Raw genomic sequence first — 19,445 nt, forward strand, 5'->3', positions numbered from 1 at the left:
GTGCTCACTCCCGCTCGAGGCGGTAATCGACATAGGTGCTGTCGCGCAGCTGGCGCAGCCAGTCCTCATAGGACTGCTCGGCCTTGCGCTCGCGCAGCGCCATGCGGGCTGCGTTGCGCTTGCGTTCTTCGGTCACGTCCTGGACACGGCGCTCCACCACCTGGATGAGGTGCCAGCCGAAGGGCGAGCGTACCGGCATACTGACCTCGCCGGCCTGCAGCGCATCCATGGCGCGCTCGAACTCAGGCACCGTATCGCCAGGGCTGAGCCAACCCAGGTCGCCACCCCGACCGGCGGACAGGTCCGCAGAGTTCGCCTTGGCGAGCTCACCGAAATCCGCGCCGTTGATCACGCGCTCGCGGAGCGTCAGCAGCCTCGCCTCGGCATCGGCATCGGAGAGCACCTCGGAGGTCTTGATCAGGATATGACGCGCGCGCGTCTGTTCCAGTTGCTGGACGGCGTCGGCGCCGCCGCCGCGGACATCGACCAAACGCACGATGTGAAGTCCAGCGGCACTGCGCAGCACCGGCGAGGTCTCCCCCGGGCGCATGTTTCTGGCCACGTCGGCGAACAGCGCCGGGAGCCGGTCGAGCGGACGCCAGCCCAGGTTCCCGCCCGACAAGCCGTCCGGTGCATCCGAGACCTCGGCCGCTACGCGGGCAAAGTCCTCGCCCGAGCGCAGCCGCGTCATCACCTGTTCGGCGCGCCGTGCCACGGCCTCGATCTGCTCGGGCGACGCGCCCTCTGGCGTACGCAGCAGGATGTGGGCGACCGCGAACTCCTGCCCGGAGAACGCATCCGGATTGTTGGCGATGAAGTTGTCGATCTCCGCATCGGTCACGACGATGCGGTTGTCGACTTCTCGCTCGCGCAGACGGGTGAGCAGGATCTCGGTGCGGATCTCGTCGCGGAAGCGACTCCAGCCCACCCCGTCCTGCTCGAGCGCTGCACGCAGCTGCTCGATCGACAGCTTGTTGTTCTGGGCGATGCGCTCGATGGCGCGCTCGAGCGTCGCGTCGTCGACCCGCATGCCTGACTCGCCTGCCAGCTGCACCTGGGCACGCTCGACGATCAGACGCTCCAGAAGCTGCCTCGCCAGCACCTCATCCGGGGGGAGCTCGACGCCCTGGCGGCCGAGCTGTCGTTTGGCCTGCTCGATGCGCGCGCGCAACTGCTGGGAGGTGATGACTTCGTTGTTGACCACGGCGACGATACGGTCAACCTCGACCGCACGCGGTGCAGCATGGGCTGGCAGCGCAAGTGCGGCTGCGGCCAGGCCGATGGCGATGGCGACACGGGAACGGGCTAGGAGTCGGTTCATGTTCATTGAGTGTGGATTCACTGGACGGTGCTCACTCGACGCCGAACACACGATCGGCCGAGGAGTCGTTGATCTTGCCATAGCCCGGCACACTGCGCCGGATCAGGTTGACCGGATTCGAGCCGATGCCGGCAAGGTCGTTCAGTTCGAGCTGGATGAAGACTGCGTTGGTTACGTTGCTCTCGTCGATCGCAAAGCGGTGCATCGCAGTACGGAAAACCCAGCAGCCGCCATCGTACTCCAGACCTGCGATCGCCTCGGTGACGCGCTTGTCCTTGAGCGAATGCGTCACCCGCCCGACACCATACCAGTTGCGCGCGAGCGGCCACTGGCCGGAGACGTCGATGTCCTCGACGCCGACGATATCCCGGTCGATCGGCAGGTTGGGCGCATAGCGGTAGCTCAGGTTGAGCGTGCGGGCAAAGCCCGCCTGGTAACGAACGCTCGCATTCAGGCGATCGGTCTGGCCGGTCTGCGTGTTGTACTGCAGATAGGAGTCGATCGACACGCGCTTGTTGATCCGTCCGCCCAGGCCGGCAAGGATTTCGTTGCCGCGTCCGGCACGGCGCAACTCGTCCTCGCTGTACAGAAAGACCTGCTGGTCGGAGAAGTAGTAGCGCTGCCCGATCAGGGCGCGCAGGCGCTCGACTCCGGTATCGGAATCGATGAAGCGCGTGGTCAAGGCAGCGGTCAGATCGTTGGCATCGCCGATCCGGTCGCGACCGGAGAAGCGATTCTCGGAGAAGATCTGCGCGAAGCCCACATCGAACCGGTTCGAATCGAAGACCGGAATTTCCTTCTGGTCCTTGTCCTGCACGCGCAGGTAGTACAGCCGAGGCTCGAGCGTCTGCAGGTAGTCTCCACCGAAGAGCTGTGTTTCGCGCTCGAAGAACAGTCCGGAATCCAGCGACAGGATCGGCACCGAGCGCGTGATCGACGTCGTATCGAATGTCGATGCGGGCGAGCGGTCGATGTCATAGCGGGAATAATGCACCCCCGCCTTTGGGGTCAGAAACCAGGCTGCGCCCTGCACAGGCAGCGAAACCTGGGGGTAGGCCACGAAACGGGTCGCCTCGTCGCGATCCTTCCTGGCGTCCTTGTGCTCGAAACGCGCCAGTTCGGTTTCGAGCGCTGCGGACACCCCCCCCGGTAGATCCGCGCGCAACGCGTTGACTTCGATCTGCGGCAGGCGACGGTAGGGCTCGGTGTTCGGTGCCTCCTCGTCGGGGCTCAGGGTCTGGTAGCGCTGTGCCAGCGCCGTGGCGTTCCACCAGCCGCCGGAGTACATCAGGCGCCCCTCACGCAGCAGGTTCACCCGCGAAGCCACACCGACGCTTGAGGAAAGATCCTCGAAATAGCTGTCGTCGGATACCGCGTTCAGATCGAGCGTGCCATAGAAATTCGGCGCAAAGCGGTGCTGGTGCTGGATCGAGCCCAGCCGCCGCTCCTCGCCCGTCACGCGGTCCTCGGGCATCCACTCGACACGCGTGATGCCACGATAGGCCTCGGCGAGATAGCGGAATTCGCCGCCGATCTGCACGCCGCGCCGGCCCATGAAGCGCGGCGCAATGGTGGCATCGTAGTTGGGCGCGATGTTCCAGTAATACGGTTGAGTGAAATCCAGCCCGGTCTTGTTCGACGAGCCGAAGGTCGGCGGCAGCAGGCCGGACTGGCGCTGTCCGCTGAGCGGGAACTCCGCCCATGGCAGCCAGAAGATCGGCGTATCCATGAACACGATCGAGCCGCCACGCGCAGTGCCGACCTCGCGGTCGTAGTCGAGGTCGAGCTCGCGGGCCCGGATGTACCAGTCGGGATCGCTCGGGGTGCAGGTGGTCCAGGTCGCGTTCTCGAGCCGGTACTGGTTCTCGCCCTCCAGCCGGAGCATGTCGGCATGGCCGCTGCCGGCGACGGTGCGAGGCGCATCGCCCGCCAGCGCGGGCGCCGTCGTGCGTGAGAGTTCGTATTGCGGAGACTCGACCTCGCCCACCCGGTCGCCCACTACCAGCCGCGCACGCGGGCCGCGAATGACGTCCCCCGCGCGGTCGAGCACCACGTTGCCCTCAGCCACCACCTCGTCGGTGAGTTCGCGATAGGTGACCTTGTCCGCCGTGAGCAGGGTATCGTCGCGCTGCAGTTCCGCCTCACCTTCTGCGACCAGTTCGATCCCGCGCGTGCCATGGATGCGCAGCGCAGTCACGGCCGTTCCGCCCGCAGCCGGGATCTGCCGCGAACCGGCTTGCCTCGCCCGCTCAGTGGCTGGCTCGGGGGCCGGCTCGGCGGTCGGTGCGACCGCAGGCGCGGTGGCGGGCGCGAGCGGCACGGCCGCAACCGGCTTGGTCGGCAGCGTGGCATCGCCCTGGACGCTGCCTTCCGCCCCGTCAGATGCCGGAGCGCGGGACGGCGGCGTCTGCGCAGCAGCGGGCCTGCGCAGCAGATCGGGCGAAACCTTGAGCACCGGCAGCGACTCGGCATGGGCCGCGCCCGACATGCAGAGCAACAGCAGCGGAATCAGACGAATGCGGGTGTTTGGAGCCATACGCGGAGCCATGCGGATCAAGCCTTTTCCGTTGTTCGCAATGTGCGTCTGCCCACCCGAACCACCGTGTTGATAAACTCGCGGATTCTACACGAACACCCGCGGAGATCCGGTTTGCATCGCCTCGAACAACTCAGGACCTGGCTCGCCGCCACGCTGCCCGGCCATCCTTTCGAACTCGCACCGGCCTCGGCCGACGCCAGCTTCCGGCGCTACTTTCGCGTCACCTTCGCCGACGGCAACCCTTCGCGCGTCGTCATGGACGCTCCGCCGGAGAAGGAAGACGTGCGCCCGTGGCTGCACGTGGCCGAGCTCTTCCGCGCCGCGGGCGCACACGTCCCCGAGGTGCTCGCGCAAGACCTCGACCAGGGCTTCCTGCTGCTGTCCGACCTCGGTTCGACCACCTATCTGCAGGCGCTCAAGGCGCAGGACGACCCGCAACGCGCTGCGCACCTGTACGCCGACGCACTCGGTTCGCTGGCGGCGATCCAATGCGCCAGCCGTCCCGGGGTGCTGCCGGAGTACGACCGCGCCCTGCTGATGCGCGAACTGCAACTCTTCCCCGAGTGGTACATCGCCCGCCACAAGGGCGTCACCCTGACCGAAGCCGAGACCGCCACGCTGAACGCAACGTTCGACAAGATCCTCGCATCCAACCTCGCCGAACCTCAGGTCTTCGTACACCGCGACTATCACTCGCGCAACCTGATGCTGCTCGAACCCGCCGAGGGCCGCGGCGCGAACCCCGGCATCATCGACTTCCAGGACGCGGTCTATGGCCCGATCAGCTACGACCTGGTGTCGCTGTTCAAGGACGCCTACATCCGCTGGGACGAGGAGTTCATCCTCGACCTGCTGATCCGCTACTGGGAAACCGCGAAAAAGCTCGGCCTGCCGGTGCGCGAGGCGTTCACCGACTTCCACCGCGACTTCGAGTGGATGGGCGTGCAGCGCCACATCAAGGTGCTCGGCATCTTCGCCCGCCTGTATCACCGCGACGGCAAGGACGGCTACCTCGCCGACATGCCGCTGGTGACGGACTACCTGCGCCGCGCCTGCAAGCGCTACCGCGACCTCGGCCCGCTGCTGAAGCTGCTCGACCGCCTCGAGCCCGAGGACGTGCAGGTCGGCTACACCTTCTGAGCGCGATGACGAAAGCGATGATCCTCGCCGCCGGGCGCGGCGAGCGCATGCGCCCGCTCACCGACCACACGCCCAAGCCGCTGCTGCCCGTCGGCGGCAAGCCCTTGATCGTGTGGCACATCGAGCGCCTGCGCGCAGCCGGCTTCAGCGAGCTTGTCATCAACCACGCCCACCTCGGCCACCGGCTGGAGGAAGCGCTCGGCGACGGTACCGCCTTCGGCGTGCGCATCGCGTGGTCGCCCGAGGCCACCGCACTCGAGACCGCTGGCGGCATCCGCCACGCCCTGCCGCTGCTCGGCGACGCACCCTTCATCGTCGTCAACGGCGACGTGTTCTGCGACGCGGATTTCACCGCTCTGCGTTCCGCCGCCGCGGATCTGCGCGCCGACGGCGCGCTCGCCCACCTGCTGCTGGTCGACAACCCCGCGCACCATCCGGACGGCGACTTCCATCTCGCCGCCGACAGCCGCATCCGCGCCGATGGCCAGCCGCGCCTCACCTTCTCCGGCCTGGGCGCCTATCACCCTGCGCTGTTTGCCAACCTGCCCGACAACAACCCGGCCAAGCTCGCCCCACTGCTACGCAACGCCATGAGCGCTGGCCAGGTCCGCGGCGAGCACCACAAGGGCTGCTGGATCGACGTCGGCACCCCCGAACGCCTGGCGGAACTCGATTGCCAACTCACCCGCGCAGGCTGAACCTCGCACCGGGTCACCCGTCGAACCGCAGGGGGCGCGGCGCCGGCGCCCCGACGCTCGACCGTTTCCCTGCCAGTGCCATAATCCCGCCCATGAACGCTCCCACGACTCCGAACCTGAATACCGCCGTGGCGGTCGCACCCTTCCGTGCCCGCCGCGATCGCCTGCTCGCCCGCATGCAGGCTGCCGGCGGCGGCGTCGCCATCCTGCCCACCGCCCCCGAGCGCGTGCGCAACCGCGACGCCCACTACGCCTACCGCCACGACAGCTACTTCTATTACCTCACCGCCTTCCGCGAGCCCGAGGCGGTCGTCGTGCTCGTCGCCGGCCAGGAGACGAAACAGATCCTCTTCTGCCGCGAGAAGAACGAGGAACGCGAAATCTGGGACGGCTATCGCTGGGGCCCCGATGCGGCGCGCAAGGCCTTTGGCTTCGACGAGGCGTGGACCATCGGCGACCTCGAGAAGCGCCTCCCCGACTACCTCGCCGACCAGCCCCTGCTGTGGACCAGCCTTGGCTACGACAACGACTGGGACGCGAAGGTGCTCGGCGCACTCAACGCCGTGCGCGACAAGGCCCGCACCGGCCTCACTCCACCGCATTCGGTGCGCGACCTGCGCGCCGAGCTCGATGAGATGCGCCTCGTCAAGGACGTCTCCGAGCTCGCAACCATGCGCCGCGCCGCGCAGATCTCCGCCGACGCCCACTGCCGCGCCATGCGCGCCACCCGGCCGGGGCGCTTCGAGTACGAGATCGAGGCCGAGTTGCTGCACGCCTTCCGCGCCGCCGGCAGCCAGGCACCGGCCTACACCTCGATCGTCGCCGGTGGTGCCAACGCCTGCGTGCTGCACTACGTCGACAACGACAAGCCGCTCGCCGACGGCGACCTGCTGCTCATCGACGCCGGCTGCGAGCTCGACGGCTACGCCTCCGACATCACCCGGACCTTCCCTGTCAACGGTCGCTTCTCCGGCCCGCAGCGCGCGGTCTACGAGATCGTCCTCGCCGCCCAGGCGGCTGCGCGTGAGGCCACCCGTCCCGGTGCGCACTGGAACCAGCCCCACGACGCCGCGGTGAAGGTGCTTGCCCAGGGCATGCTCGACCTCGGCCTGATCAAGGGCAGCCTCGACGGCGCGCTCGAGAATGGCGACTACCGCCGCTTCTACATGCACCGCACCGGCCACTGGCTGGGCATGGACGTGCACGACGCCGGCGAATACAAGCTCGGTGGCGAGTGGCGGCCGCTGGTCGAAGGAATGGTCCTGACCATCGAACCAGGCTGCTATATCCGCCCCGCCGACGACGTGCCCGAGGCCTTCTGGAACATCGGCATCCGCATCGAGGACGACGCGGTGGTCACCGCAGCCGGCTGCGAGCTGATCACCGAAGGCGTGCCCAAGACGGTCGCGGACATCGAGGCCCTGATGCGAGACACGCGCCATGCCTGAGAACGCTCCCGAGCACGTCCATGACCTGCTGATCGTCGGCGCCGGCCCGGTCGGCCTCGCGCTGGCGCTGGCACTGAAGGACGCCGGCCTCGACATCGTGCTCGCCGACGCACGGGCCCGCGAAGCGGTCACGAAGGACCCGCGCGACCTCGCGCTCGCCCACGGCACCCGGCTCACACTGCAAGGCCTCGGCGTGTGGGATGGGCTGCCGAGCACCGCGATCGAGCACATCCACATCTCGCACCAGGGGGGGCTCGCTCGCACCCTGATCGACGCCGCCGAACACGACCTGCCCGCGCTGGGCTACGTCGCCTCGGCCGGCGCGCTCGCCGCAGCCCTGCGCAAGGCGGTCGATGCAGCGGGCATCCCGGTGTTCGACGAGACCGAGATTACCAACGTGGCCGCGGGCGAGGACGACGTGATCGCCAGCCTCACCGGCGCCGGCCGTCCCGCCCCCACGCTGCGCGCCCGCCTGGCAGCCTGCGCCGAAGGCGGCCTGCGCGCGGGCGACCCCAACGTGGTCGAGCACGACTACGGCCAGCATGCGCTGATCGCCGACGTGCAGGTCGCCGGCGGCCACCGCCACACCGCCTTCGAGCGCTTCACCCCGCAAGGCCCGGTGGCGCTGCTGCCCAAGGGCAATGGCTACGCGCTTGTGCATGTCGCCCACCCCGACACCGCCGACGAGCTGCTTGCGCTCGACGATGCCGCCTACCTCGCCCGCCTGCAGGCCCACATCGGCGGCCGCGCGCGGCTCACCGGCGTCGGCCCGCGCCTGCGCTATCCGCTGGTGCTGCGCTACCGGCGCTCGACCATCGCGCAGCGCACGGTGTGGCTCGGCAATGCGGCGCAGACCCTGCATCCGGTCGCCGGACAGGGCTTCAACCTCGCGTTGCGCGACGTGTGGGCGCTCGCCGACGTTCTGCTGAAGGAAAGCGAGGCGACCGCTCGGCGCTCCGCCGACGCCGCGGCAAGACCATTCGACGCTGGCACCGCTGCCGTCCTCGCACGCTATGCGAACGCCCGCGGCCTGGACCGCCTCGGGACGATCCGCTTCACAGACACCCTGGTGCGCGTGTTCAGTAACGACTTTACCCCGCTGCGCCACGCGCGCGGCGCCGCGCTGTTCGCGCTCGACCTGATCCCGCCGCTGCGCAACTTCCTTGCGCGCCGCATGCTGTTCGGCGCACGCGCCTGGCCGTGATCGTCACCGCGTAGCCAGCAAAAAGGCCTGCCCCCGGACACGAGATTGCAGGCCTTTCGCTTCATGAGCGCCGCCATCGGGCGGCGCGATCTTCACGCGCCGATCAGAACGCCGGCACCACAGCGCCCTGGTACTTGTCGGCGATGAACTGCTTCACCTCGGGCGAGTTCAGCGCGGCGGCGAGCTTCTTCATCGCCTCGCTGGTGGCGCTCTCCTCGTGCGCCACCAGCAGGTTGGCGTAGGGCGAGCTGGCGTCCTCGATGAACAGCGAGTCCTTCAGCGGGTTCAACTTCGCCTCGATCGCGTAGTTGGTGTTGATCACCGCCAGGTCAACCTGGTTGAGGATGCGCGGAAGGGTCGCGGCCTCGAGTTCGCGGATCTTCAGCTTCTTCGGGTTCTCGGCGATGTCCTTCTGCGTGGCCGAGATGTTGTTCGGATCCTTCAGCGTGATCAGCCCGTTCTTCGCCATCAGCAGCAGCGCGCGGCCGGAATTGGACGGGTCGTTCGGAATCGCCACCGTCCCGCCCTCGGGGATGTCCGCCACCGCCTTGTGCTTGCCCGAATAGGCGCCCAGCGGCTCGACGTGCACCTTGGTCACCACGGTCTGGATGTCGTTCTTCTGCTTCTTCTTGAACTCGTCGAGGTAGGGCTGGTGCAGGAAGAAGTTGCCGTCGACGCGCTTCTCGTTCGTCTGCATCGAGGGCTGCACGTAGTCGGTGAACACCTTGATCTCGAGCTCCACGCCTTCCTTGGCCAGCATCGGCTTGACGAACTCGAGGATCTCCGCGTGCGGCACCGGGGTGGCGGCGATGACCAGACGGTCGGCGGCGGACGCGACCGAACCGGCGGCCAGGGTGAGCGTGCCGAGGGCGGCCGCCAGCAGTTTGCGCAGGGTAAACGACATCGTTGAAGTCTCCTTCGTGGGGATCACTTGCGGGTGAAATACAGCACCAGGCGGTCGCCCGAGTACTGGATGATCTGGACGAGCACGACCAGCAGGGCGACGGTGATCACCATCACCTCGGTCTGGAAGCGCTGATAGCCGAAACGGATCGCGAGGTCACCGAGGCCACCACCGCCGATCACGCCGGACATCGCAGCATAGGACATCAAGGTGATCGCCGTCACGGTGACGGCGGCGATCAGCCCGGGCAGGGCCTCGGGCAGCAGCGCGCCGAAGATGATGCGTGCGGTGCGAATGCCCATCGCCTGGCAGGCCTCGATGACGCCGCGGTCGACCTCGCGCAGCACGTTCTCGACCAGGCGCGCGAAGAAGGGTGCGGTGCCCACCACCAGCGGCGGAATCGCGCCCTCGACGCCGAGCGAGGTGCCGATCAGGATCACCGTGACCGGGATCATCACGATCAAGAGGATCAGGAAGGGCACCGAGCGCAGCACGTTGACCACGAACGAGAGCACCGTATAGACGAAGCCCTGCTCCAGCAGCTGACGCTTGGCGGTGACGAACAGCAGGATGCCCAGCGGCAGCCCGAGCAGGATGGTGAAGAACAGGGACACGCCGGTCATGACCAGGGTTTCCCAGGTCGCGATCCAGATGTCGCTCCAGTCGATGACGGACAGGTCCATTACTGCAGCACCTCGTGGTGGATCTGGTGGCGGTCGAGCTCGGCGAACACCGCGCGGATGTCGTCCTCGCCGCCTTCGAGCTCGAGCAGCAGCTGGCCGAAGGGCACGTCCTTGATGCTGGAGACCTCACCCTGCAGGATCGTCACCTGCACCTTGGCGCCGGCCATGATGCGGCTGAGGATGGGCTGGTAGGTCACGTCGCCGATGTAGGTCAGGCGCACCAGCGTGCCGCGCAGCTTGTCGCTCATGTAGGCGCGCGCCGGGTCGAAGCTCGCCGCAGCGAGCGCGTCGCTCTGCGCCACCATGCTGCGCGTGACCGGATGCCGGGGATGCAGGAATACGTCGACGACCTTGCCGGACTCGACGATGCGCCCACCGTCGATCACCGCGACGCGGTCGCAGATCGTGCGGATGACCTGCATCTCGTGGGTGATGAGCACAATGGTCAGCCCCAGCTGGCGGTTGATGTCGAGCAGCAGGCGCAGGATGGACTGCGTTGTCTCGGGATCGAGCGCCGAGGTCGCCTCGTCGCACAGCAGCAACTGCGGGCGGTTGGCCAGCGCACGCGCGATGCCCACGCGCTGCTTCTGCCCGCCGGACAGCTGCGAGGGGTACTTGTGGCCCTGCTCGGACAGGCCGACCAGCGCCAGCAGCTCCTTCACCCGCGCGGCACGCTCGGCGGCATTGCCCTGCCCGGTCGCCTTCAGCGGCCAGTCGATGTTGTCGGCGACCGTCTTGGCATTGAGCAGGTTGAAGTGCTGGAAGATCATGCCGACGCGACGGCGCAGCGCGTACAGGCCTTCGCTGTCGAGCGTGGTGATGTCCTCGCCATCGACCAGCACGCGCCCGGCGGACGGACGCTCGAGCAGGTTCAGGGTGCGGATCAGGGTGCTCTTGCCCGCGCCCGAGCGGCCGATGATGCCGAACACCTCGCCGGTACCGATCTCGAGGTTGATGTCGGTGAGCGCCTCGACCTCGCGGCCGTCAGCCGCGCGATAGGTCTTGCGCAGGTTTTCGATACGGATCACGGCGAATGCCCCGGCGGGGAAAAAGCCGGCAATTTTACCTGCGGGCCGGGCTCGACACCACCACGTCGAGCTTGTAGGCTCCCCGCCACCCGGAGGCCGCCGCACACGCTCACCGCACCGATCCTGCAATGTCTGGCGCTCCTCCGCTCTCCCCCTCCGCATCCTCGCCCGAAGGACCGCGCATCATGCCGCATGACGACACGCTCTCCCCCGCCACCCTCGCCGCCCAGGGCGTGGGCGCAACGACGATGCCACACCGCGACATCGTGCCACCCATCCACATGGCGAGCACCTTCGAGCGCGACCCGGACGGGAGTCTGCCCGGCGGACGCATCTACGCCCGCGACCTCAGCCCCGCCTACGACCCGGCCGAAGCCTTGCTGTGCCGCCTTGAGGGTGGCGCAGCTGCCGCGCTGTTCGCCTCGGGCATGGCCGCGGCCTCCGCGGTGCTGCTCGCGCTCAAGCCCGGCATGCGCATCGTGGCACCGCGCGACATGTACTGGTCACTGCGCAACTGGCTGGTGAGCTTCACCGGTAACTGGGGCCTGGCCCTGGATTTCTACGCCGACAGCGACGAGCTCACCGCCCTGCTCGCACGCCCGGCAGACCTGGTCTGGGTGGAGACGCCCGCAAACCCAACCTGGGAGGTCCTCGACATCGCCCAGGCAGCCGGGCGTGCGCATGCGGCAGGCGCGCGCCTGGTGGTGGACTCCACCGTATCCACACCGGTGTTCACCCAACCATTGGCGCTCGGCGCCGACATCGTCATGCACTCGGCAACGAAATACCTCAACGGTCACTCCGATGTCGTTGCCGGCGCACTGGTCACGCGCGCCGAGGACGACTTCTGGTCCCGCATCCGGACCGCGCGCCAGAACGGCGGCGCGGTACCCGGCCCCTTCGAGGCCTGGTTGCTGGCACGCGGCCTGCGCACGCTGTTCCCGCGCGTGCGGACCGCCGCCGCCTCGGCACTGCGCATCGCACAGCACTTCGAACACCATCCGGCGCTGGTCGCGGTGCTCTATCCCGGCCTACCCTCGCATCCTGGCTACGACATCGCCTGCCGCCAGATGAAAGGCGGCTTCGGCGCCATGCTGTCGCTGCGCGTCAAAGGCGGCGAAGGTGCCGCACGCCGGGTCGCGGGCACCGTGAAGATCTTCCGCCGCGCAACCTCGCTCGGCTCGGTCGAAAGCCTGATCGAGCACCGTGGCCCGATCGAGGGCCCGGGCACACGCTGCCCGCTCGATCTGCTGCGGATCTCGGTCGGCATCGAGGACGCCGACGATCTGATCGCAGACCTCGAACAGGCCCTTCGGGACGCGAGCCAAGACTGAGGAATCGGGGCGCCGGAGCGCCCCCGCCGCACGGTGGGTTGCATGCATGCAACGGCCTTCGCGCCCAAGGGCCTGAGCGATGGGGTAAAATGCCGCCCTTTCCCCTGTCCGCTCCCCAGCCCGTCCCCGCCATGCAGTTTGCCGGCTTCACCTTGCGCAACAATCTGTTCGTCGCCCCCATGGCCGGCGTGACGGATCGACCCTTCCGCCAGTTGTGCAAGAAGCTGGGCGCAGGCGTAGCCGTGTCCGAGATGGTCACCTCCAACTCGCTGCTGTACGGCAGCGAGAAGACCCGCCGTCGCGCCGACCACACCGGCGAGGTGGATCCGATCTCGGTACAGATTGCAGGCGCCGACCCGGCGATGATGGCCGAGGCGGCAAAGTACAACGCCGACCGGGGCGCGCAGATCATCGACATCAACATGGGCTGCCCGGCCAAGAAGGTGTGCAACGTGATGGCGGGCTCGGCGCTGATGCAGGACGAGCCGCTCGTGGCGCGCATCCTCGAAGCGGTGGTCCGGGCCGTGCCGGACACCCCGGTCACACTCAAGTTTCGCACCGGCTGGAACCGCGCAAACAGGAACGCCCCCACGATTGCCCGCATCGCCGAACAGTCCGGCATCCGCGCGATCGCCATTCATGGCCGCACGCGCGCCGACCAGTACATGGGCGAGGCCGAGTACGACACGATCGCCCACGTCAAGACCTTGGTGAGGATCCCGGTGATTGCCAACGGCGACATCACCAGCCCGCAAAAGGCGAAGCACGTGCTCGACTACACGGGCGCGGATGGCGTCATGATCGGGCGCGCGGCGCAGGGCCGGCCGTGGATCTTCCGCGAGATCGAGCACTACCTCGCGACCGGCGAGTTGCTGCCCGCGCCGCTGGTGAGCGAGATCCTCCAGGTGTGCCGCGAGCATCTCGCCGATCTCTACGCCTTCTACGGCGAAGACCGGGGTGTGAAGATCGCCCGCAAGCACATCTCCTGGTACACCAAGGGACTGGTCGGATCGGCCGCGTTCCGGCGTACGATGAACCAGATCCCGGACGTTCCCGCTCAGCTCGCGGCGGTGGACGACTTCTTCGGCCAACTCGCCGAAGCCGACGCGCGCCTGAGCTACGAGCACGACCAGGACGACGCCCCCGCCGAATATCCGCAGGAACTCGCCGCATGACCAGTCGCAGCAACGAAATCGCCGACGCCGTCGTCCGCACGCTGGACCAGTATTTCCGCGACCTGGACGGAGAACGGCCGGCCGCCATCCACGACATGGTGATCCGCAATGTCGAACGTCCGATGCTGGCGTTCGTCCTCGAGCGTGCCAACGGCAACCAGACGGTCGCTGCCGATATGCTTGGCATCAACCGCAACACCCTGCGACGCAAGCTCAACGACTACGAGCTGCTTTGAGCGACGCCGGGCACCGCCCGCCTTCCTCGACGGTGTTTCCGCCCGACCTTTCCTTTCCGACCTTCGCCTCAGGCCCCCAAAGATGAACGTGTCCCAAGCCCTGATCAGTGTTTCCGACAAGACCGGCGTGCTCGACTTCGCTCGCGAACTCTCCTCTCTCGGCATCAAGCTGCTGTCGACCGGAGGCACCGCAAGCCTGCTGCGCGAAGCCGGCCTGCCGGTGACTGACGTCTCCGAGCACACCGGCTTCCCCGAAATGCTTGACGGCCGGGTCAAGACGCTGCACCCGAAGGTGCACGGCGGCATCCTCGCCCGTCGCGACCTGTCCGAGCACATGGACACGATCGCCGCACACGACATCGGCCGTATCGACCTGGTCGTGGTGAACCTCTACCCCTTCCAGCAGACCGTGGCCAAGCCCGACTGTTCGCTGGAAGACGCGATCGAGAACATCGACATCGGCGGCCCGACGATGGTCCGCGCCGCAGCCAAGAATCACGGCAACGAGCAGGGTGGCGTGGGCATCGTCACCGACCCCGAGGACTACGGCTGCATCGTCGAGGAGCTCAAGTCCAACGCCGGCAAGCTCAGCCACAAGACCCGCTTTGCGCTCGCGGTGAAGGCCTTCACCCACACTGCGCGCTACGACTCGGCGATCTCCAACTACCTCACCGCGCTGGTCAGCAACGAAGCCGGCGACGTATCCCTGCAGACCTACCCCGAGCGCCTGCAGCTCGCCTTCGACAAGGTGCAGGACCTGCGCTACGGCGAAAACCCGCACCAGACAGCGGCCTTCTACCGCCAACCGGGCGCAGCCGAGGGTGGCGTTGCCGGCTACACCCAGTTGCAGGGCAAGGAGCTGTCGTACAACAACATCGCCGACGCCGACGCGGCCTGGGAGTGCGTCAAGGCCTTCGACGGCCCGGCCGCCGCCTGCGTCATCGTCAAGCACGCCAACCCCTGTGGCGTAGCCGTCGCAGCCAGCCCGCTCGAGGCCTACAAGAAGGCCTTCTCCACCGACCCCACCTCGGCCTTCGGCGGCATCATCGCCTTCAACGGCGAAGTGGACCGCGCCGCAGCCGAGGCGGTGTCGGCACAGTTCCTCGAAGTGCTGATCGCGCCTGCCTACGCCGCCGACGCGCTCGAATTGCTCGCCAGCAAGAAGAACGTGCGCGTGCTCACCTGTCCGCTCGGGCAGCCCGCGGGCGCCTTCGACTACAAGCGTGTGGGTGGTGGCCTGCTGGTGCAGAGCGCGGACGAAGCGCGCATCCAGATCGCCGGCCTCAAGGTCGTCACGCAGCGCGCCCCCTCCGATACCGAGATGCGCGACATGCTGTTCGCCTGGCGCGTGGCCAAGTACGTCAAGTCCAACGCCATCGTGTATTGCAAGGACGGCATGACCATCGGCGTCGGCGCCGGCCAGATGAGCCGGGTCGACTCCGCCCGCATCGCCAAGATCAAGGCGGAGAACGCCGGCCTCCAGATCGGTGGCTGCGTGGTCGCCTCGGACGCCTTCTTCCCCTTCCGCGATGGCCTCGACGTGCTCGCCCAGGCCGGTGCCACCGCGGTGATCCAGCCCGGCGGCTCGGTGCGCGACGAGGAGGTGATCGCCGCGGCCGACGAGCAGGGCATCGCCATGGTGTTCACCGGCTACCGGCACTTCCGCCACTGAGCACGACCGTCCCCGCAGAGAATCGGAGCAGCCCATGAAAGTCCTCGTCATCGGTTCCGGCGGCCGCGAACACGCGCTGGCCTGGAAACTCGCCCAGTCGCCCAAGGTCACCCGCGTGCTGGTGGCGCCGGGCAACCCCGGCACCGCGAGCGAGCCGAAGCTGCAGAACGCGCCGGTCACCGACATCCCGGTGCTGGTGGAGTTGGCGAAGCGCGAGCAGGTGGCGTTCACCGTAGTCGGCCCCGAAGCGCCACTTGCAGCGGGCGTGGTGGACGCCTTCCGCGCGGCTGGCCTGCCGATCTTCGGACCGACCAAGGCCGCGGCGCAGCTCGAGAGCTCCAAGGACTTCGCCAAGCAGTTCCTCATCCGCCACAACATCCCGACCGCAAAATACCGCACCTTCTCCGATGCAGCCGCGGCCCATGCCTACATCGATGCCGAGGGTGCGCCGATCGTGATCAAGGCCGACGGCCTTGCTGCGGGCAAGGGCGTGGTGGTGGCGATGAGCGCCGAAGAGGCGCATGGCGCGATCGACATGATGCTGCTGGATAACCGCATGGGCGATGCGGGTGCCCGGGTGGTGGTCGAAGAGTTCATGGAGGGTGAGGAGGCGAGCTTCATCGTCATGGCCGACGGCCGGAATGCGCTCGCACTCGCCACCAGTCAGGACCACAAGCGCCTGAAGGACGGGGACGAAGGCCCGAACACGGGCGGCATGGGCGCCTACTCGCCTGCGCCGGTCGTGACCCCGGACGTGCATGCGCGCGTGATGCGCGAGGTCATCAGTCCGACCCTTGCGGGCATGGCCGCAGACGGCCTGCCCTACACCGGCTTCCTCTACGCCGGCCTGATGATCGACGGCGAGGGGCGTCCGCGCGTGGTGGAGTTCAACTGCCGCATGGGCGACCCCGAAACCCAGCCGATCATGATGCGCTTGAAGACCGACCTCTCCGACCTGATCGAAGCCGCGATCGCAGGCAAGCTGGATCAGATCGAAGCGGAATGGGACCGGCGCTTCGCGCTCGGCGTCGTGCTCGCCGCTGCCGGCTACCCGGAGAGTCCGCGCAAGGGCGATCCGATCGCAGGGCTGCCGGCCGGCGAGATCGAGGATGCACACGTCTTTCACGCCGGCACGGCAATGCAGGACGGCAAGATCGTCACCGCCGGCGGCCGCGTGCTGTGCGTGACCGCACTCGGCGACAACGTGCGCACTGCACAGAAACGCGCCTACGAACTTGCGGACGCCATCACCTTTGACGGTCGCCAGTACCGTCGTGACATCGGCCATCGCGCACTCACCCGCAAGAACTGAATTTCCCGGAGCGGGGAATCCGGGCATCCGAATGCGCACTGCGGCGCCAGCCACGACTGACAAGGTGGGGCGGGCGGGCTATCCTGCTGTCAAGCGTGCGATCCTCGCACGCTTGACCCAGAAACCCGTCAAGGAGGCGCGGATGTCCGTGAAATTCGAGATCACCAAGAACGACAAGGGCGAGTTCCACTTCAAGCTGGTCAATGCCGAGGGCAAGACCCTGTTGCGCAGCGAAGGCTACAACGCCAAGGCAAGCTGCACCAACGGCGTCGAGTCCGTGCGCAAGAACGCCGCTGAAGACAAGCGCTACGAGGCATGTACCGCCTCGGACGGTCGCCCTTATTTCAATCTCAAGGCGAGCAACGGCCAGATCATCGGCACCAGCCCGATGTTCGCGGACGCAGCCGCCTGCGATGCGGCTATCGCCGCAACCAAGGCCGGCGCCGCCGATGCATCGGTCGACGACAAGAGCTGAGACGCAATGACTAATCCCGCCATCATCAAACCCTGGTTCACCGATCTTCAGCAGCGCATCGTCCGCCGGCTCGAAGCCTTCGACGGCAAGCCTTTCAGGGCGGACGGCTGGGAGCGCCCGGGCGGTGGTGGCGGGCTCACCCGCGTCATCGAGGAGGGAGACTTCTTTGAACGTGCCGGAGTGAATTTCTCGCATGTGATGGGCGACGGCATGCCGGCCTCGGCCACCGCACACCGTCCCGAACTGGCCGGTCGCCGCTTCGAGGCCATGGGCGTCTCGCTCGTGCTGCACCCCCGCAACCCCTACTGCCCGACCGCGCACATGAACGTGCGTTTCTTCGTCGCGCTGGCCGACGGAAGACCGCCGGTGTGGTGGTTCGGCGGCGGGATGGACCTGACACCGTACTACGCCTTTGAAGAAGACGTCCGTCACTTCCACGCCACCTGCAAACGGGCGGTGCTGCCCTTCGGCGGCGAGGCCGAGTACGCCCGCCTGAAGGACTGGTGCGACCGCTACTTCTTCCTCAAGCACCGCAACGAAGCGCGCGGTGTCGGCGGCCTGTTCTTCGACGACCTGGGCGCAGACGGTGGCACGGATTTCGACACCGCCTTCGGCCTCACCCAGGCGGTCGGGAATGCGTTCGAGCACGCCTACCTGCCCATCGTCGAGCGACGCAAGGACATGCCCTATGGCGAGCGCGAGCGCGATTTCCTCGCCTACCGCAGGGGGCGCTATGTCGAATTCAACCTGGTCTTCGACCGCGGCACCCTGTTCGGGCTGCAGTCAGGCGGGCGCACCGAATCCATCCTGATGTCCATGCCTCCGATGGTGAAATGGCGCTACGACTGGAAACCCGAGCCCGGTTCGCCCGAGGCCGAGCTGTACGAAAAATACCTGAGCCCGCGCGACTGGGCCTGAGCGGCCGCACAACCGGCCCTCTGGCAGCTGCGCGAACACCCCCGAACACCCCCAAGCTGGTGCGCATCCGGCGGAATGAAAAACGCCCCGCAAGATTCTTCGCGGGGCGTTTTTGATTCCGGCCAGCAGGAATTTTCAGATGCCTGCGCTCAGACGCCTGCGCCGACCGCTACCCACTCGGCTGCAGCCCGGTAGTGCCGTTGGGCATCGGCCGGGCGCTCCAGGGTTTCGAACAGATGCGCGAGCGCAAGATGGGTGTCCACCTCGGGTTGAATACCCAGCGACGCTTCGAGGTAGCTCTGCGCCTTACCCCAGAGTTCGGTGCGACGGCAGAGTTGCCCCAGCGCGAAGAGCAGGCCCGCATCCTTGGGCTGCTGCTCCAGCCAGGACTCCGCCTTGTGCAGACAGGCATGCGCGTCATCGAGCGTACCCGTGCAGCAATCCGCATACAGGCGCGCCAGCCCGCTATCCCACTGCTCGTCCAGCAGCCGCTCCGCCTGCTTGCGCACGCGCGCTGCAAAACCGGCTTTCGCCATGAGCGGCAGCGCCTCCTCGACCAGGCCCCGATCCTCGAGCTCCTCTGCGGGGATATCGAGCCAGTAGCGCTCCAGCGTCGCCGGATCGCTCGCCAGAATCTGCCGCATGCGCCCGACATGCGCACTGCGCAGCCCCGGTGCAGCCTGCTCGGGCGTAAGCGCCTTGTGCTTGCGCAGCTGGCGCAGCGTATGAATCAGGTCGTCCCACTGGCCGAGCGCAAGCTGAACCTCCGACTCCAGGCGGAGCATGGCGATGTGCTTGTGGCCACGCTCCCGCAGTTGGGCGAGCCGTGCCCCCGCCGCCTCGAAATCGCGGCTCAGGATCGCCAGCTCGGCCTCCGTCATCAGGCAGGCGACCTCGCTCTCCTTTCCGCCCTCCGCTGCATGGCCAAGCCATTCCTGGTAACGGGGCTGATCCTGCAGCGCGTGCGCGGCACGGGCCGCCACCAGCGCCGCCATCGGGGATCCCTCACTTGCCGCGTATGCGTTCGACGCCGACTTAAGTGACTGCGAATAGCGGCCTTCGAACAGCGCGCTCATCGCGGCATTCAAGGCACGGTCAGCCTTCTGCCGGCGGCGGCGCTCACGCCACTGCGCGACCCTGGCCGGCAGCGACAGCGTGCGCGTGACCACGCGCAGCAGAATGTGTACCAGCGCCACGCCCACCACCAGGAGCACGATGAACAGGTTGAGGGAAATCTGCGCCCGCCAGGGCGACAGGACCACGAGGACGTAGCCATCATTCACGCCAGCGACCATCGCCACGCCGACGGCGACGGCGAAGATCGCGATAAGCCAGATCAGTGCGCGCATCGCCCCGTC

At 67.5% G+C, this 19,445-nt stretch carries 17 protein-coding genes; 11 read left to right on the plus strand and 6 right to left on the minus strand.

The window, feature by feature from the left end:
* Positions 1–4: 4 nt before the first annotated feature.
* Entirely contained in the window at positions 5–1,321 is a 1,317-nt protein-coding gene (locus ACPT9U_RS01850) for a peptidylprolyl isomerase (protein WP_435749683.1), read from the minus strand.
* A gap of 31 nt (positions 1,322–1,352) precedes the next feature.
* Complete coding sequence (locus tag ACPT9U_RS01855; protein ID WP_435749684.1) at positions 1,353–3,857, minus strand: LPS-assembly protein LptD; 2,505 nt, start codon at positions 3,855–3,857, stop codon at positions 1,353–1,355.
* A gap of 114 nt (positions 3,858–3,971) precedes the next feature.
* On the opposite strand from ACPT9U_RS01855, the gene ACPT9U_RS01860 reads away from it, so the two are divergent.
* The 4 genes from ACPT9U_RS01860 to ACPT9U_RS01875 all read left to right on the plus strand — a co-directional run bounded on the left by ACPT9U_RS01860 (position 3,972) and on the right by ACPT9U_RS01875 (position 8,350).
* Complete coding sequence (locus tag ACPT9U_RS01860) at positions 3,972–5,000, plus strand: aminoglycoside phosphotransferase family protein (protein WP_435749685.1); 1,029 nt, start codon at positions 3,972–3,974, stop codon at positions 4,998–5,000.
* Positions 5,001–5,017: 17 nt separating this feature from the next.
* Positions 5,018–5,698: an N-acetylmuramate alpha-1-phosphate uridylyltransferase MurU gene (gene murU / locus ACPT9U_RS01865; RefSeq protein ID WP_435749778.1), complete on the plus strand. Its 681-nt coding sequence runs from the start codon at positions 5,018–5,020 to the stop codon at positions 5,696–5,698.
* Between the two features lie 92 nt (positions 5,699–5,790).
* Positions 5,791–7,146, plus strand: coding sequence for an aminopeptidase P N-terminal domain-containing protein (locus tag ACPT9U_RS01870; RefSeq protein WP_418364902.1), 1,356 nt, complete (start codon positions 5,791–5,793; stop codon positions 7,144–7,146).
* On the plus strand, positions 7,139–8,350 hold the full coding sequence (locus ACPT9U_RS01875; protein WP_435749686.1) for an FAD-dependent monooxygenase: 1,212 nt from the start codon (positions 7,139–7,141) through the stop codon (positions 8,348–8,350). The genes ACPT9U_RS01870 and ACPT9U_RS01875 overlap by 8 nt, the downstream gene beginning before the upstream one ends.
* A 103-nt stretch (positions 8,351–8,453) precedes the next feature.
* On the opposite strand, the gene ACPT9U_RS01880 is transcribed toward ACPT9U_RS01875, so the two are convergent.
* Genes ACPT9U_RS01880 through ACPT9U_RS01890 form a run of 3 tightly spaced genes read right to left on the minus strand, consistent with a single transcriptional unit; the run spans position 8,454 to position 10,965 of the window.
* A complete protein-coding gene (locus ACPT9U_RS01880) occupies positions 8,454–9,254 on the minus strand; it encodes a MetQ/NlpA family ABC transporter substrate-binding protein (protein WP_435749687.1) in 801 nt (266 codons plus the stop codon).
* 23 nt (positions 9,255–9,277) lie between these two features.
* Positions 9,278–9,937 (minus strand): methionine ABC transporter permease, encoded by a 660-nt coding sequence (locus ACPT9U_RS01885; protein ID WP_004366368.1) that lies wholly within the window; start codon positions 9,935–9,937, stop codon positions 9,278–9,280.
* Positions 9,937–10,965 carry a methionine ABC transporter ATP-binding protein gene (locus ACPT9U_RS01890; protein ID WP_435749688.1) on the minus strand — a complete coding sequence of 343 codons (1,029 nt, stop codon included), beginning with the start codon at positions 10,963–10,965 and terminating at the stop codon, positions 9,937–9,939. The genes ACPT9U_RS01885 and ACPT9U_RS01890 overlap by 1 nt, the downstream gene beginning before the upstream one ends.
* A 185-nt stretch (positions 10,966–11,150) precedes the next feature.
* Here ACPT9U_RS01890 and ACPT9U_RS01895 point away from each other — a divergent pair, with 185 nt between their 5' ends.
* The 7 genes from ACPT9U_RS01895 (at position 11,151) to hemF (ending at position 18,087) form a co-directional block, all read left to right on the plus strand.
* Positions 11,151–12,299 (plus strand): trans-sulfuration enzyme family protein, encoded by a 1,149-nt coding sequence (locus tag ACPT9U_RS01895; RefSeq protein WP_435749689.1) that lies wholly within the window; start codon positions 11,151–11,153, stop codon positions 12,297–12,299.
* Positions 12,300–12,430: 131 nt separating this feature from the next.
* Positions 12,431–13,474: a tRNA dihydrouridine synthase DusB gene (dusB, locus tag ACPT9U_RS01900; protein ID WP_435749779.1), complete on the plus strand. Its 1,044-nt coding sequence runs from the start codon at positions 12,431–12,433 to the stop codon at positions 13,472–13,474.
* Positions 13,471–13,710, plus strand: coding sequence for a helix-turn-helix domain-containing protein (locus tag ACPT9U_RS01905; RefSeq protein ID WP_418364897.1), 240 nt, complete (start codon positions 13,471–13,473; stop codon positions 13,708–13,710). Before dusB ends, ACPT9U_RS01905 begins: the two co-directional genes overlap by 4 nt.
* Positions 13,711–13,792: 82 nt before the next feature.
* Positions 13,793–15,382: a bifunctional phosphoribosylaminoimidazolecarboxamide formyltransferase/IMP cyclohydrolase gene (purH, locus tag ACPT9U_RS01910; protein ID WP_435749690.1), complete on the plus strand. Its 1,590-nt coding sequence runs from the start codon at positions 13,793–13,795 to the stop codon at positions 15,380–15,382.
* 34 nt (positions 15,383–15,416) lie between these two features.
* The gene (purD, locus tag ACPT9U_RS01915) at positions 15,417–16,694 is read left to right on the plus strand and encodes a phosphoribosylamine--glycine ligase (RefSeq protein WP_435749691.1); all 1,278 of its coding nucleotides are present in this window, start codon (positions 15,417–15,419) and stop codon (positions 16,692–16,694) included.
* Positions 16,695–16,836: 142 nt separating this feature from the next.
* On the plus strand, positions 16,837–17,169 hold the full coding sequence (locus ACPT9U_RS01920; protein WP_435749692.1) for a YegP family protein: 333 nt from the start codon (positions 16,837–16,839) through the stop codon (positions 17,167–17,169).
* Between the two features lie 6 nt (positions 17,170–17,175).
* A complete protein-coding gene (hemF, locus tag ACPT9U_RS01925; protein WP_435749693.1) occupies positions 17,176–18,087 on the plus strand; it encodes an oxygen-dependent coproporphyrinogen oxidase in 912 nt (303 codons plus the stop codon).
* A 149-nt stretch (positions 18,088–18,236) separates the two neighbouring features.
* Here the strand turns inward: hemF and ACPT9U_RS01930 are convergent, their stop codons facing one another.
* The gene (locus tag ACPT9U_RS01930) at positions 18,237–19,436 is read right to left on the minus strand and encodes a heme biosynthesis HemY N-terminal domain-containing protein (RefSeq protein ID WP_418364892.1); all 1,200 of its coding nucleotides are present in this window, start codon (positions 19,434–19,436) and stop codon (positions 18,237–18,239) included.
* Positions 19,437–19,445 lie beyond the last annotated feature (9 nt).

The organism is Thauera sp. AutoDN2, assembly GCF_051280715.1.
Classification (GTDB): Bacteria; Pseudomonadota; Gammaproteobacteria; order Burkholderiales; family Rhodocyclaceae; genus Thauera.